Source organism: Mobilicoccus massiliensis (assembly GCF_000826525.2).
Taxonomy (GTDB): Bacteria; Actinomycetota; Actinomycetes; order Actinomycetales; family Dermatophilaceae; genus Mobilicoccus; species Mobilicoccus massiliensis.
This window is the reverse complement of record NZ_LN651327.1, coordinates 263,698-278,716: the sequence shown is the minus strand read 5'-3', so window position 1 is coordinate 278,716 and position 15,019 is coordinate 263,698. Positions and strand designations below refer to the sequence as shown.

The following is a 15,019-nucleotide window of genomic DNA, read 5'->3' as shown; positions in this document are numbered from 1 at the left end:
CACCGATCGGCGGTCGCGCGCCTCGAGGTGCCGGTCGCCACGGCTGCGACGAGAATCCGGGACATGGCAAAGCGACGAGTTCTCATCACGGGCGCGACGGGCGGAGTCGGGCTGGTGCTCAGCGAGGCGTTGTCGAGCGAGTACGACATCGTCCAGCACGGCCGCACGCCCCGCACACCCGAGCAGGAGCAGGTGCTGCGCAAGGCCGACCTCGCCGACACCGGGGAGGTGCTCGACCTCATGGAGGGCGTCGACACCGTGGTCCACCTCGCCGGGCAGGCCTCACCCGAGGCCGACTGGGACAGTGTGCTCGCGGCGAACATCGTGGGCTACCGAAACGTGCTCGAAGCGGCTCGGCAGGCCGGCGTGCGCCGCGTCGTCTACGCCTCCTCCAACCACGCGATGGGCATGTACGACCGGCACGAGCAGTGGCCCGTCTACCCCACCGATCACCTGCGGCCCGACTCGTTCTACGGCGTCTCCAAGGCGTTCGGCGAGATCCTCGGCCGCTTCTACCACGACGAATACGGCCTCGACGTCATCTCACTGCGCATCGGGTGGATGTCGGACGATCCGATGGCGGCCGACCTCGAGTTGCTCCACGCGATGTGGCTGAGCCAGGGCGACACCGTTCGCGTCGTGCGAAGCGCCATCGAGGCAGAGGTGCGCTACGGCGTGTACTACGCGATCTCCGACAACCCCGATCGCCGCTGGGACATCACCAACACGATGCTGGAGCTCGGCTACCGGCCGCAGGACTCGTGGACCGATCGTTCTGCGGAAGGGGAGGACGTCGTCGAGGGCGGCGAGTCCGTTCCCGACACCTGGCCCGCCGGCTCCTGACGGGATGACCGAACCGGCGCCGGCGAGAGGCCGCATGCCCTCCTGACGGGCGAGACACGGGCCGACACCTCGCGCCGGACGTGCCGCACGCGCCCGCTCTGGCTAACTTGGTGGCATGGCGACCGCGAGCAGCGACAACGAGATCCGTGCCCACGACGATCCCGACCACGACGGCGAGGAGTCCACGCCCAAGAAGGCCGTCGGCACGATCATGACCTCGCGCCCCATGCGGGCGTTCCAGCGGTTCGGCAAGGCCCGCGGCGGCCTGCTCGCCGGCGGCATCGCCTACACGGCGTTGTTCTCGATCGTGTCGGCCCTCACCATCGCGTGGACGGTCTTCATGTCCACCCTCGGTGGCGACCCGGGGCTGCGCGGCCAGGTCATCAAGGCCGTGAACACGACCCTGCCGGGGATCCTCGACGACGGCTCGGGGCAGGGCATGATCGACCCCGACACGCTCGTGCTCGACTCCGCGATCAACCCCGCCTCGGTCATCGCCGCGCTCGTGTTGTTGTGGAGCGCGGTCGGGATGATGTCGAACATCCGCTCCACGGTGCAGGCGATGTTCGGCATGGTGGCGCCGGCCGACAACTTCGTCATCGCCAAGCTGCGTGACCTGCTCGGGTTCATCGTCATGGCCCTCGGCATCGTGCTCTCGGCCCTGCTCGGCACGGCGGCGAGCACGATGGGCGCCACCGTCATGCAGTGGATCGGCCTTGGTGACAACCCCGTCGTGGGCTTCCTCGTGCGAATCCTCGGTCTGCTCGTCGCCGCCGCGGTCGCGGCGTGCACCTTCGCGTTCCTCTTCCGGGTGACGGCCGCGGTGCGCCCGCTGGCCAAGGACCTGTGGATGGGCGCGGCCATCGGTGGCGTCGCGGTGCAGGTCGTCCTCAACGTCTCGACGCTGCTCGTCGCCAAGGTGGCCGACAATCCGCTGCTCGCGGCCTCGGCCTCGCTCGGCGCGCTGCTGCTGATCGTCAACATCCTGTCGCAGGTGCTCATGCTCGTCGCCGCCTTCACGGCCAACCCGCCCGCACCCGACAAGGTGGAGTCGCCGCAGGAGGTCCACTTCAAGGAGACCCCGAACTTCGTCACGCTCTCCGACCGGCGCACGCTCGAGTGGAAGCACCAGGACGTCACCGGCCAGATCGACGTCGACGAGACCCTGCGTCCCGGCTACCGGGCGCCGAAGGGTGGCGACCGTCGCCCCGGCGTCGGCGACGTACGTCCCGACGGGCAGCCGATCGGCGGCGTTCTCGTCAGCCCGTGGTCGCTGCGGAGCACGATGCGCAAGGCCCGCAAGCACGAGCGCAAGGCGGTGGAGTTGCGGGCACGGCTCGGCCAGCGTCCGCGCATCGACGCGGCCGAGCAGGCGTACTGGCGTCGTCGCGGCATCCGGGGCCGCTTCAAGGTCACGCGCTGACGCGCGGGGCCCGCGAGTCCCGTTCTCCCGCAGCCGAGGCGAAGCAGGCGCGAATCGCCCTATCCCGACGAATGTGACTGTCGTCACATAGGGCGTGTTCCGGAATGAATTCTCCTGGGAGCAGGTCAGGATTCCCCTCACTCGGGGACCCACCTCTCTCCACCAGGAGGCAACGACGATGTTGCGACGCACCCCTGCGGCCTTCGCCGCTCTCACCCTCGGCGTGCTCACCGCCGGCATGGTCCCCACCGGGGCCGCGCAGGCCGCACCACCGATCGATCCCGGCCGACCGGCGGCCGGGGCACCCCGGACCGACGACAAGCCCAGCCCTCAGTCCGAGCGCCAGCGCGCCCTCACCCGCTCGGCCGCCGAGCAACTCGTCAGCGGCGAGGCCGTCGTGACGACCAACCACCGCGGCAAGAAGGTCGTCAAGCTCGGCAAAGGCAAGTACGTCAACTACGACGTCGAGCGTCACGAGAGCGTGTTCACGATCCTCGCCGAGTTCGGTACGCAGACGAAGTCGCCGCAGGGCGGAACGCCGGGACCGCGGCACAATCAGATCCCCGAGCCCGACCGCGTGTACGACGGCAGCCCGACCGACGACAACACGACGATCTGGAGGAAGGACTTCTCGCGGGCCCATTACCTGGATCTCATGTTCGGCCCCGGGGAGTCGTTCCGGGACTTCTACGCCAAGCAGTCCAACGGCCGCTTCGACACCTCCGGTGACATCTCCGACTGGGTCACGTTGCCCTACAACGAGGCCCGCTACGGTCACAACCCCGTGGCGGGCGACGGCACGAGCGAGGCGGAGGGCTACTGGTCCTTCATCGGCGACACAGTCACGGCGTGGTACCAGGCGCAGAAGGCGGCCGGCAAGAGTGATGCGGACATCAAGAGCTACCTCGCGCAGTTCGACAAGGTCGACCGCTACGACTACGACGGGGACGGCGACTTCAACGAGCCCGACGGCTACATCGACCACTTCCAGGCCATTCACGCCGGTGCCGGTGAGGAGGCCGGAGGCGGCGCCGAGGGCGACGACGCCATCTGGTCGCACCGCTGGTACGCCTACGGCAACCGCGCGGGTCAGGACGGTCCGACGAACAACCGCGAGGGCGGCGTGCAGATCGGCAACACCGGCCTGTGGGTCGGCGACTACACGACCGAGCCCGAGAACGGCGGCCTCGGCGTGTTCACGCACGAGTTCGGTCACGACCTCGGCCTGCCCGACCTCTACGACACCCGTGGCGGCGACAACGGCACCGGGCACTGGACACTCATGAGCGCGGGCTCGTGGCTCGGCGACGGCAAGGTCGACATCGGCAGCAAGCCGGGATACATGGGTCCGTGGGAGAAGCTGCAGCTCGGCTGGCTGGACTTCGCCACCGTCCAGTACGGCAAGAACACGCGGCTCAAGCTCGGCCCGGCCGACCGCGACGGCAAGAACACGCCGCAGGCGATCGCCGTCAACCTGCCCGACAAGAAGGTCACCACGGCCTACAACACCCCGCATTCGGGCACGGGCGAGTGGTGGAGCGGCACCGGCGACAACCTCGACGCGAGGTTGACCCGCAAGGTCGACCTCACCAAGGCGACGACCTCGGCGACGCTGTCGGCGTGGGTCGAGACCAAGACCGAGCCGGACTACGACCTCCTCTACGTCGAGGTCTCGAGCGACGGCGGCGCCACCTGGACCCGGGTCCCGCCGGCCCTCAGCGGTGAGAGCGCGTGGACTCAGCGCACCTGGGACCTGTCGGCCTACAAGGGCCGCTCGGTCGACGTGCGATTCCGGTACGGCACCGACGGCGGACTCTCGGGCCCGGGCGTGTTCATCGACGACATCGCGATCACCGTCGACGGCAACGCGGTGTTCACCGACTCCGTGGAGGCGGGCGACAACGGGTGGACCGCCAAGGGGTTCAGCCGCATCTCGGGCTCGGTGACCGCCTCGGTGCCGCACTACTACCTCGTCGAGAACCGCGTCTACGCCGGTTACGACCGCTACCTCAAGACCGGTCCGTACAACTTCGGCTGGCTCAACACGCGTCCCGACTTCGTCGAGCACTTCCCGTACCAGAACGGCATGCTCGTCTGGTACCAGGACGGCGCGGTCAAGGACAACAACACCAGCGTGCACCCCGGCGCCGGTCAGTCGCTGCCGGTCGACGCCCGGCCGGAGCCGATCGTCTTCCCCGACGGCGCACGCCTGGGCAACCGCCGCCAGCCGTTCGACGCCACCTTCGGTCGCGAGGCGACCGACCCGGTGACGTTCCACCGCAACGGCACCGCCGTGGACGTCCCGTCGCGTCCGGGCATCCCGACGTTCGACGACTCCGATCCCGGCCGCTACTGGTCCGCGGCCAACCCGCAGTCCTCGACGAAGGTCGCGGGTTCGGGCACGCAGATCACCGTGCACAGCTCGTCCAAGCAGGGCGACGAGCTCATGGTCGACGTCACCTTCAAGAAGTGACGACCTGACGGTCACTCACGCGACGCCCCACCGGCTCGACCGGTGGGGCGTCGTGCTGTTCGAACCCTGCGGGCCGCCCGCCTCAGACTGACTCGCGCGAGATCCTGCTCGCGCCGTGCCGGACGGTCGGTGCGTGGTCGTCGGCGGCCGAGGCGGTCTCGCGATCCTCGGGTCGGAAGACCTCGAGGCTGCGGCGGTGGCGCACCCCGTGACCCGCGGCGACCGCGAGACCGAGGACGAACCAGGCCGCGGTCGCGTTGCGGATCGCGTTGACGGGGTTGTCGAGCAGGCAGAACACGGCGAACGCGGTGAGCGCACAGCCGAGGGCGACTCCGGCGGCCGAACCCCGACGCGCAGCACGGATGACGCAGGCCGCCGCGAAGACCGTGAGGCCGATGGTGGCGAGCAGTCCGACGGGGCCGGCGGCGAGGAGCATGTCGAGCCACAGGTTGTGGGCGTGTTGGAACTCCTCGTCGCCGGGCACCCGGGCCGCGAGGAGATTGCCGGTGCGGCCGACGCCGACGCCGAGAGGGTGCTGCCGGACGAGCTCCACGGCGGCGGCCCACACGTCGGCGCGCACTCCGATCCGGCCACCGACGGCGATCGCGATCCCGGCAGCGGTGAGAGCGACCACGGCGCCGGCCGCACCCGCGACGAGCCGGGTGGTCGTGGGGCGACGCAGGATGACGAAGGCGACCAGCGAGGCCAGCAGGGCGAGCATCCCCGCGCGGGATCCGGTGGCGAGGACGCCCGCGACACCGGCCGCGGCGACGAGGTAGGCGACGGCGCGGGAGTTCCGCTGGGTGTGCCCCGCCGCGTACGCCACGGCCAGCGGCAGCATGAGCACGAGGAACGCGGCGAGGAGGTTGGGGTTGCCGAAAGTGCCGATGGCACGCATGTACACGTCGGGGTGGCCGCACGAGTCGGAGCTGCCGTCGAGGGCCCCGCGGCAGAATCCGGTCGGGATGCCCTGGACCGTCTGGCGCAGACCGGTGAGACCGGCGGTGGCGACGGCCCCGAACGCCAGGAGGGTGACGGCTCGCCACGACTCGGCGCTGCTGCGCAGCACTCCCGCGGCCAGGTACGCGACGGCGACGGACGTGAGCAACCCCCGCCACTCCGACCACCCGTCGTAGACGTACGCCGGGATCGCCGCCGCGGCCAGTAGTGCGAGAGCGCACAGGTCGAACGGCCACCGCCACCTCAGCGCGGAGGTGTCGACGCGCCGCACCGTCGCCGCGAGCGCGAGCAGCCCCACCACGATCACCAGCCGCACCGGCGTCACCACCCAGAAGAGGGAGGCGTCGGGGAGCACGTCGGCCACGGCATCGAGCACGACGAGGGCGAGAGCGATGAGGGCAAGGATCGGCACGTTTCCGTTGTCCCCCATGACGATGACCACCGTCGGGACACGAGGTGAACCACCGGTGGGCATCTCCCGACGACGACGCGTCGCGTCAGGGCCGGAGGAAGCGGTGCACCGACGTGACCTGTGGCAGTTCGACGTTCGCGCCGGCCGGGCCGAAGTGCTGCTCGACGGCCGCCGTGACCGCGGCGCGGATCTCGGCACGCTCCGGCTCGGGTCGGGCCAGGTAGTAGCTGCGGGTGGTGACGAGTTCGGCGAGATCGCTCGTCGTCATCGACCAAGCCCAACGGAACTCGCGGTTCTCGTGGTGGCCGAACGGGGCCCCGACGTCGCCGGCACTCTCGGACTTGTCGAGCACTCCGGGGTCGAGAACGTGCATGGCCTGGTTGACGGCGTCGACCCGCGAATCGCCGGTGTCCATGTAGTTCCAGACGAGCCCGAGCACCCCGCCCGGGCGCAGAACGCGGGCGGCCTCGGTCGTGCCCTGCCCCGGTTCGACCCAGTGCCAGGCCTGCCCGTAGCAGACGGCAGCCGCCGACGCGTCGTCGAGACCGGTCGACTCACCGCTACCCACGCGGACGTCGACCGCGGGGAGCCCCTCACGCAGCTGCATCGCCATGTCGGTGCTGGGCTCGACCGCGACGACGTCCCGTTCGAGGTCGACGAGCAGCCGCGTGAGCTTGCCCGTGCCCGCACCGACATCGGCGACGACCCCGGGCGGTACTTCGGCGATCATCCACGCCACGGCCTCGCGCGGGTAGCTCGGCCGCAGTCGGGCGTACGCGGCGCCGCCCTCCGCGAAGGCGCCACCGAGTCGCCGCCGTTCGTCCTCAACCCCCACGCGCCCAACCTAGCCACCCGGACGGCAGGGTCGTCGTCGTTGCCCGGACCCTGTCCGGGCGCGGGTGAAGGCGCCTGTTCGAGCCTTGTCGGGGGGCGGGATCAGAGGCGGTTCAGGGTCTCGGGGTCGGGCTCGCCTCCGTAGAACGTCTCGAGTACGTCGGTGAACAGGGCCTGCGCGTCGTCGTCCGATACGGCCTGGAACAACGTCATCGAGCTGCGGAACTTCATCGCGTCGATGCCACCGAGGAGAACGTCGGGGTCGGTCGTGCCCGACTCCAGTGCGGCCCGGCTCGCCTCCGCCAGACGAGGACCGAGCACGGGATGGGCGAGGTAGGCGCGTGCCTCGTCCGCCCCGGCGATCGCATATTTCTGCGCCATGGGGCTGCTGCCCAGCCCTGCGATCTGCGGAAACACGAACCACATCCAGTGGCTCGTCTTGCGCCCGGCCCGCAGTTCGGCGAGCGCCTGGTCGTAGGTGCCTTCGTCCTGCGCGGAGACGAACCGTTCGAGGTCGTAGCTCATGACTCCATACTGCAAGTACCCCATGCCGGGCGCAGCTCCGGCGGGTCGGCGCGCGGCTCTCAGCGCGGCCAGGGCCCAGAGCCCGACATCTCCTCGCACCTGTCCCACAGCGCGGCGGCGAGGTCGCGGTCGTGCGAAGACATGCTCGACCCGACGGGACGGGGGTGGCCCCGCCATTCGCGGGCCGCGTGGGGGCCGATGTAGCTGCCGCCCGGCAGGTCGGGGATCGTCGCGGCGTAGAGCTCGGGCAGGGCGCCGGCCTCCGCCGACTGCCCGAGGACCGGGACGAGACGCTCCGCCACTCGACCGAACGGGATGATCCCCGTGTGGCTGAAGAGCGCGGTGGCCGCCGTGCCGGGGTGCGCGGCCATCGACCGCAGGCCCGACCCCACGCGGAGCAGTCGTCGCTGCAACTCGTAGGCGAGCAGGAGGTCGCCGAGTTTGCTCGCGCCGTAGGCCTTCCACCGCGAGTACGGGCGGCGGCGCCAATCGAGGTCGTCGAGATCGAGGCCGCCCCAGCGATGCGCGAGTGAACTCAGCCAGACGACCCGGTCGGTCAACTTGGGCAGTAGCAGCGACGTGAGCAGGAAGTGGCCGAGCACGTTGACCCCGAACTGCATCTCGTGCCCCTGGGCGGTGCGCTGTTCGGGGATCGCCATGACGCCGGCGTTGTTGATGAGCACGTCGATGCGCCAGTCGGAGACGCCGTCGGCGAAGGCCCGCACGCTGTCGAGGTCGGCGAGGTCGAGGTGTCGCACCTCGGAGTGGTCGTCGCCGCCAGGCACCGTGCTCCGCGCCTCGTTCGCCTTGTCGAGGTTGCGGCAGGCCATGACGACGTACGCGCCGGCCTCGGCCAGCTCGCGTGCGGCGACGAGTCCGATTCCGGAGTTCGCGCCGGTGACGACCGCCACGCGGCCGGTCTGGTCGGGGATGTCGGCTACGGTCCACGGCTTCATGCGCCCAGCCTTGCGCACCCGCACCCCCTGACGCGAGGCGAGCACCACACCTGCCGCCGCGACCTCGGGCGTCACGGTCAGGAGGCGAGACGAGCGTCCAGGTGGTGGACCGAAGACGGGGAACGAGGCCCGAATGTGAGGCACACCGCGCTCCGCACTCGACGTCCCCACTTATTTTTCACGCCGTGGACTGTAATAATTGGATCGAACGGAGAACGACCCACACACGCGCCCGTCGAGGAGACCCCATGACCCAGCAGATCCCCCTCACCGAGAAGCCCGCCGCGAACCCCGGCGCCACCAGCGATGGTGGCGGCTGCGGCTGTGGCTGCAACCACGGTGACCTGCCCGTTCTCGACGCTCGTGTCATCCCGGGCGCGATCCGCCACGGCGCGATCCTCGGGGCGATCTCGCAGGTGCGCCCCGGCGCCGCCATGATCCTCCACGCACCGCACGACCCGCTGCCGCTGCTCGACCAGGTGCGCGACGCCTTCGGCGACTCCGTCGAGATCGGCTACATCGACCGCGAGGCCGACATCGCCGCAGGTGATGGCGTCCGCGTCACGTTCACCAAGGTCGCGCCCTGACCACTGCCCAGACCTTCTCGCGCCCTGCCTCCGGTGTGACACCGGCAGCAGGGCGCCGGTCGTCGCATCCCACCCGTTCGCGCGCGAACACCCCTCGCGTGCGGACCGCCCTCCTCGCCCTCGGCGGCGCCAGTCTGCTCGCCGGCCTCGACGCGGCCCTGGTGCGCGTGGGCGTGTGGGCGCCGGTCGAGTCGTCGCGTCTGGGAATGCTGCACGGCGTGGTCATGGTGCTCGGCTTCCTCGGCACCGTGATCTCGCTCGAGCGCGCCCAGTCGCTCGGTCGTTCGTGGGCGCTGCTCGCACCGGCGACGCTCGCCGCGGGCAGCCTGGCCCTCGTTCTCGGTGCCCCGCCGATCGTCGGAGCGCTCCTGCTCGTGCAGGGCGCTCTCGTGTTCGTCGCGGTCTACGTGGCGTTGTGGCAGCGCGCCCACGCGACTGTCGTTGCGGTCGAGGGCCTCTCGGCGGTCGCCGCCCTGCTCGCCGCGATCCTGTGGCTGTGGGCGCCGCTACCCGCGATCGCCTGCCTGCTCGCGACGTTCGTCGTCCTCACGATCGCCTCCGAACGCACCGAGCTCGCGATCCTCACCCTCGGCCCCGCCGCGCCCACCCGGCTGCTCGTCCTCGGCGGGACGATGACGTTCGCGGCGCTGCTCTCGGTGGTCCTCCCCCAGATCGGGACCCGGGTCTTCGGCGCCGCGATGCTCGCTCTCGCCCTGTGGCTGATGCGGGACGACGTCGCTCGTCGCTTCATCCGCACCGACGGCCTGCGCCGGTTCAACGCCGCCGCCCTCCTGCTCGGGTACGTCTGGCTCGCACTCGCCGGCGCCGCCTGGCTGGTCGTCGGCGTCCCCGCCGCGCAGCCCGCCTACGACGTCACCGTCCACGGCGTCTTCCTCGGTTTCGCCGTCTCGATGGTCATGGCCCACGCGCCGATCATCCTGCCCGCGGTGCTCGGCCGTCAGTTGCCGTATCGCCCCGTCTCGTGGCTGCCACTCCTCCTGCTCCACGCGGGTCTCGCGCTGCGGTTCGGCGCCGACGCCGCCGTCGCTCTCGGCCTGCCCGCCGAGCCCGTGTGGCAGGCCGGCTCGGTCGTCACGGTCGTCTCCCTTCTCGTGTTCATGCTCGTCTCGTTCGTCCTGGTGGTGACTCATCGTGCCCGCACCCACTGACCTCGGCACCCGCATCCCCCTCCGCGGTTCCGACTCCCCCGCGCAGACCCCTGACCTGCGACGACGCCGCTGGCCGCTGCGCGACTACCCGTCCGTGTTCTGGCTGGTCGCGGCCGCTGCCGTGTCGCTGGGGCACCGATTCATCCCGGAGTCGACGTGGCTGATGATCCACCTCGTGCTGCTCGGTGCGCTCACCCACGCGATCCTCGTGTGGAGCCGCTACTTCGCCGACGCCCTGCTCAAGACGCCCCAGACCGAGGCCTCTCGCCGGGAGCAGTCGATCCGCATCGTCATGGTGCTCGCCGGCGCGACGCTCGTGCTCGTCGGCGTCCCCGCGGGCATCGGTCCCCTCGCGGCCGCGGGCGCGACGCTCGTCGGGCTCGCCGTGCTCTGGCACGTGGCGGTGCTCTGGCAGATGCTGCGCGGCTCCCTGCCCGGGCGCTTCCGCGTGACGATCCACTACTACCTCGCCGCGGGGCTGAGCCTCGCGGTCGGGGCGACGTTCGGCGGCCTGCTCGCCTCGATCCCCGGTGGCGCGCCCGGGTCGTGGCACGGCCGACTCCTTCTCGCCCACACGATGGCCAACCTCCTCGGCTGGGTGGGGCTGACGATCCTCGGCACGCTCGTCACGTTCTGGCCGACGCTGCTGCGCACGCGCATGGATCCGCGGGCCGATGCGTTCGCCCGTCAGGCCCTGCCGCTGCTGCTCATCGGGCTCGTCACCCTCCTCGGCGGCGCGCTCTCGGGGATCATGCCGGTCTCGCTGCTCGGCCTGCTCGTCTACACCGGCGGAGTCGCCTGGTGGGGTCGCGCGATCCTCGCCCCGTTGCGCACCAAGCCACCGCGCGAGTTCGCGCCCGCGTCGGTCGCCGCGTCGCTGCCGTGGGCCGTCGTCGGGCTGCTGTGGGTGGGGTGGATCCTCGCGACGGCCGGCCCCGGCGACAGCGGGTGGGCCTCGGTCGTCGACCGCATGACCCCGGTGGCGGGCGTCGCCGCGGTCGGTGTCGCCCTGCAGATCCTCATGGGGGCCCTCAGCTACCTCATCCCGACCGTCCTCGGCGGTGGCCCGGCCGTCGTCCGCGCGACGATCGCGGAGTTCGACCGCCACGCGACCCTGCGTCTCGTCCTCGTCAACGGCGGCCTGCTGTTCCTGCTCCTCCCCGTCCCGAGCTGGGTGAGCGTGACGACCTCGCTCGTCGGGCTCATCGGCCTCGTGTGGTTCCTGCCCCTGGTGTTCCGCGGCCTGCGCACGAACGCGCGCGCCAAGAGGGCCGTCGAACTCGGCGAGCCGGTCACCGGCGGTGCCCCACGAGAGAGCCGCACGCCGTTCTGGTCGGCCGGCCAGCTCGTGACCAGCCTCTCGGTGCTCGGACTCGCGATCGTCCTCGGCATCGGCGTCGACCCCGCCGGGGCCGGCTTCGCCACCCCGGGAGCCCTCGGGGCCGCCGCCGGTGGCACGGCACCGGCGACCGGGCAGACGGTGCGAATCTCGGTGAGCGCGAAGGACATGCGCTTCGAGCCGGCGAGCGTCACGGTGAACGCGGGTGACCGCCTCGTCATCGACCTCGTCAACGACGACCCCGCCCAGGTCCACGACCTCGTCATCGCCGGCGCGGACTCCGGGCGCCTCGCCCCCGGTGAGCGCGCCGAGGTCGACGCCGGAGTCATCGGTGCCGCCACCCAGGGCTGGTGCAGCATCGCCGGTCACCGGCAGATGGGAATGGTGTTCGACGTCCTCGTCAACGGCGGTGACGCAGCCGCGTCCGATGCGAACGCCGCGCAGGGCGGCCAGCACGGAGGCCACGACATGTCCGGCATGGCCGGCATGTCAGGGATGGCCCCCGGCACGACGAACCGGGTCATGGCCGTGCCCGACGCGAAGCTCACGACGCACGTCGACCCGCGCCTCGCGCCGCTGCCGCCCGCGAACTCCGACGGCTCGCCGACGCTCCACCGGCTCACGCTCACGGCCACGGAGATCCCGCTCGAGGTCGCCCCCGGCGTCTGGCAGCGACGGTGGACGTTCAACGACGGCCACCTCGGGCCCACCCTGCACGGCCGGGTCGGCGACATCTTCGAGATCACGTTGAAGAACGACGGCACGATGGGGCACTCGATCGACTTCCACGCGGGCGCCCTCGCCCCCGACAAGCCGATGCGCACGATCGCCCCGGGTGAGTCCCTCGTCTACCGATTCACCGCCGGACGTGCGGGCGCGTGGATGTACCACTGCTCCACCCACCCGATGTCGAGCCACATCGCCGCGGGCATGGCGGGCGCGGTCGTCATCGAGCCCAAGGATCTGCCGGCGGTCGATCACAGTTACGTGCTCGTGCAGTCGGAGGCGTACGTCGCCACCGACGCGCAGGGTAAGGCGGCGGGCTCGGCCGATCAGGCCGTCGACGTCGACGCGACGAAGATCGGCAACCGCACCCACGACTTCGTCACGTTCAACGGCATCGCCAACCAGTACGACCAGTTCCCCCTCACGAGCAAGGTCGGCGAGCGCGTCCGCATCTGGGGTGTCGACCTCGGCCCGAACGTCGCGAGCAGCCTGCACGTCGTCGGCGGCCAGTTCGACACCGTCTACTCCGAGGGCGCCTACCTGCTCAAGAGGGGCAAGGACGCGTTCGGCAGCACCGGCGGCGGCTCCCAGGCGCTCGCCCTCCAGCCGGCCCAGGGTGGATTCGTCGAGCTCACCTTCCCGGAGGCCGGCCACTACCCCGTCGTCTCGCACCTCATGAGCGACGCCGAACAGGGCGCTCACGGGGTCGTGAAGGTCACCGACTGACGAGTGTTCAATCTGCTCACGTGTTCATTTCACGTGAACACGTGAGCAGATTTGAACTCGGGAACACGCGGATCGTGTGGGTGTCGTCCGCGTCGTAGCTCGAGGCCCGTTGTCGAGCGGTGCCGGGGACCTGACCGCCAATCGCCTCAGGTACGCGGGAGTCGGCCCGTCGCGAGGAAGACGCTGAACTCGCGCTCGATGCCGTGTTTGTTCTTGAACACGGTCGCAGCGGTCTCGGTGGTGACATCGTCGAATCCGAGGTCGCGCAACCGGGCCGCGAGGTCGTCGCGGTCGATGCCGCGGTGCCCGTCGTGGTCGTCGTCGTGGAAGAGGTTCTCGGGGTCGGCGTCGAGATCGGCGAGCGCGATCCAGCCACCGGGGTACAGCGTCTCGCGCAGAGCCTGGAGGAGGGCCTGGGTATCGGGCACGTGGTGCAGGGTCATCGCGCTGATGACGAGGTCGACCTTCTCCCCGAGCGGTTCGCTCGTGAGGTCGACCTGCCGCACGTCGTAGCGGTCGGGGTCGTCCTCGGCGCGGGTGCGTGCGACGTCGAGCATCCCGCCGGAGGGGTCGGTGACGATCATCCGGGCCACGTGCGGACCCACCACCCAGCTCAACTGGCCCGTGCCCGCACCCACGTCGAGGGCGACCCAGTCCTGCTGCACCGGCACCCGCCGGAGGATCTCGTGCGCGAGCACCCGGGATCGTTCGACCTTCTCCGGGGTGTCCCACTCGGCTGCCGCGGCGTCGAAGTCTGTGGCCATGCGGTCAGCGTAGCCATGCCCGCTTGAGAGGATTGCGGCATGGACGGCGAGCTGGTGGTGAGCGATCGGGTGCGCATTCCCGCCTCCGAGCTGCGCGAACGCTTCTCCCATTCCTCCGGACCCGGCGGCCAGGGTGTCAACACCGCGGACTCGCGCGTGGAGCTGACGTTCGACGTGGCCGGCTCGCCGTCGCTGCCGGAGCCGCTGCGGCAGCGCGCGCTCGCTCGCCTCGCCCGCCGTCTCGTCGACGGGCAGCTCACGCTCGCGGTCGCCGAACACCGTAGCCAGCTCGCCAACCGTCGGGCAGCCCGAGAGCGGCTCGCCCAACTCCTCCGCGAGGCCATCGCACCCCCTCAACCGCCCCGCCGCGCGACGCGCCCGACCCGCGGATCCCAGGAACGCCGCCTCGCCGGCAAGAAACGCCGCTCGGAGATCAAGCGAGGCCGCGGCCGACCCCAGGATTGAACCGCTCGAACAGGCTCTTTCATCCGATAGAGGGGGTGAAAGAGCCTGTTCGAGCGACCGCCTCGTTCTCAGGCATTCGGACTCGGCTGCGTGTTCGCGCACCGCGGGAGATTTCGGTGCGTACGGTATTCGCGAGGTGTTCGCACATGACGCAGGGGGCTGACCGGCGACACCTCGACTACACGAGGGGAATCACCATGAACACTCGCGTCCTACTCGCGGCCGCCGCATCCGCGGCGCTGGCCCTGACATCCGTAGGCATCCCCGCAGCCTCGGCCGGCACCCATCCGGCGTCCACCTCGAAGAGCGCCGCGAAGGTCCGCACGATCACGGCGCGCGGCAACGAGGCTGCCTTCACGACACCGTCGGGCAACATCACTTGCGACATGACGGTCGTGAAGCGGGGACGCGCTGACGTGCGTTGCGACATCACGAATCGCACCTGGAAGGTCAAGAAGCCCAGGACATGCGAAGTCGACTACGGCCACGCCCTCTACCTGTTCGGCGGCCGGGGAGTCATCCTGTGCGCAGGTGACACCGCGCTGGGCACTGCAGCGTTGTCGAACAGGTCGGCCACGCGGTGGTTCTCGGCCAAGCGCGATGTCGTCGTCCGCACCCACGGAATGCGGCGGGCCGGTCTGCGCTACGGCACGGCGCTCAAGCTGGCCGACACGACCTGTGTCTCCACCAAGACCGGGGTGACGTGCACGAACACCAAGCGACACGGCTTCTTCCTCTCGAAGGGCTCCTATCGCACCTGGTGACCACCCCTTATAGGCCGGCCGGACTCCTCGGATCTGAGGGGTCCGATGCGGAT

The 15,019-nt window shown here is 70.6% G+C and carries 13 protein-coding genes; 8 read left to right on the top strand and 5 right to left on the bottom strand.

The features are described 5' to 3' along the window. Positions 1-63 precede the first annotated feature (63 nt). The 3 genes from BN1197_RS05710 (at position 64) to BN1197_RS05700 (ending at position 4,739) form a co-directional block, all read left to right on the top strand. The gene (locus BN1197_RS05710) at positions 64-843 is read left to right on the top strand and encodes an NAD-dependent epimerase/dehydratase family protein (protein ID WP_040157059.1); all 780 of its coding nucleotides are present in this window, start codon (positions 64-66) and stop codon (positions 841-843) included. A gap of 115 nt (positions 844-958) precedes the next feature. After that, the gene (locus tag BN1197_RS05705; protein WP_052466068.1) at positions 959-2,266 is read left to right on the top strand and encodes a YihY/virulence factor BrkB family protein; all 1,308 of its coding nucleotides are present in this window, start codon (positions 959-961) and stop codon (positions 2,264-2,266) included. 178 nt (positions 2,267-2,444) lie between these two features. Beyond that, positions 2,445-4,739, top strand: coding sequence for an immune inhibitor A domain-containing protein (locus tag BN1197_RS05700; RefSeq protein ID WP_040157058.1), 2,295 nt, complete (start codon positions 2,445-2,447; stop codon positions 4,737-4,739). A gap of 82 nt (positions 4,740-4,821) precedes the next feature. Here BN1197_RS05700 and BN1197_RS05695 read toward each other — a convergent pair whose 3' ends face one another. The 4 genes from BN1197_RS05695 to BN1197_RS05680 all read right to left on the bottom strand — a co-directional run bounded on the left by BN1197_RS05695 (position 4,822) and on the right by BN1197_RS05680 (position 8,501). Beyond that, positions 4,822-6,129 (bottom strand): O-antigen ligase family protein, encoded by a 1,308-nt coding sequence (locus BN1197_RS05695; protein WP_176489714.1) that lies wholly within the window; start codon positions 6,127-6,129, stop codon positions 4,822-4,824. Between the two features lie 67 nt (positions 6,130-6,196). Continuing rightward, positions 6,197-6,946, bottom strand: coding sequence for a class I SAM-dependent methyltransferase (locus BN1197_RS05690; protein ID WP_040157056.1), 750 nt, complete (start codon positions 6,944-6,946; stop codon positions 6,197-6,199). 101 nt (positions 6,947-7,047) lie between these two features. Then, complete coding sequence (locus BN1197_RS05685; RefSeq protein WP_040157054.1) at positions 7,048-7,470, bottom strand: DUF1810 domain-containing protein; 423 nt, start codon at positions 7,468-7,470, stop codon at positions 7,048-7,050. A 59-nt stretch (positions 7,471-7,529) separates the two neighbouring features. Further along, complete coding sequence (locus BN1197_RS05680; RefSeq protein WP_245851834.1) at positions 7,530-8,501, bottom strand: oxidoreductase; 972 nt, start codon at positions 8,499-8,501, stop codon at positions 7,530-7,532. 173 nt (positions 8,502-8,674) lie between these two features. Here BN1197_RS05680 and BN1197_RS05675 point away from each other — a divergent pair, with 173 nt between their 5' ends. The 3 genes from BN1197_RS05675 to BN1197_RS05665 all read left to right on the top strand — a co-directional run bounded on the left by BN1197_RS05675 (position 8,675) and on the right by BN1197_RS05665 (position 12,973). After that, positions 8,675-9,013, top strand: coding sequence for a DUF2249 domain-containing protein (locus tag BN1197_RS05675; protein WP_040157053.1), 339 nt, complete (start codon positions 8,675-8,677; stop codon positions 9,011-9,013). A 98-nt stretch (positions 9,014-9,111) separates the two neighbouring features. Beyond that, positions 9,112-10,182 carry a hypothetical protein gene (locus tag BN1197_RS05670; protein ID WP_040157051.1) on the top strand — a complete coding sequence of 357 codons (1,071 nt, stop codon included), beginning with the start codon at positions 9,112-9,114 and terminating at the stop codon, positions 10,180-10,182. Beyond that, positions 10,166-12,973 (top strand): multicopper oxidase domain-containing protein, encoded by a 2,808-nt coding sequence (locus BN1197_RS05665; RefSeq protein WP_082043660.1) that lies wholly within the window; start codon positions 10,166-10,168, stop codon positions 12,971-12,973. The genes BN1197_RS05670 and BN1197_RS05665 overlap by 17 nt, the downstream gene beginning before the upstream one ends. A 146-nt stretch (positions 12,974-13,119) precedes the next feature. On the opposite strand, the gene BN1197_RS05660 is transcribed toward BN1197_RS05665, so the two are convergent. Further along, positions 13,120-13,737: a class I SAM-dependent methyltransferase gene (locus BN1197_RS05660; protein WP_052466066.1), complete on the bottom strand. Its 618-nt coding sequence runs from the start codon at positions 13,735-13,737 to the stop codon at positions 13,120-13,122. A gap of 39 nt (positions 13,738-13,776) precedes the next feature. Here BN1197_RS05660 and arfB point away from each other — a divergent pair, with 39 nt between their 5' ends. Then, the gene (gene arfB / locus BN1197_RS05655; RefSeq protein ID WP_040157049.1) at positions 13,777-14,202 is read left to right on the top strand and encodes an alternative ribosome rescue aminoacyl-tRNA hydrolase ArfB; all 426 of its coding nucleotides are present in this window, start codon (positions 13,777-13,779) and stop codon (positions 14,200-14,202) included. 197 nt (positions 14,203-14,399) lie between these two features. Then, positions 14,400-14,966 (top strand): hypothetical protein, encoded by a 567-nt coding sequence (locus BN1197_RS05645; protein ID WP_141397231.1) that lies wholly within the window; start codon positions 14,400-14,402, stop codon positions 14,964-14,966. The last annotated feature ends 53 nt before the right edge of the window (positions 14,967-15,019 follow it).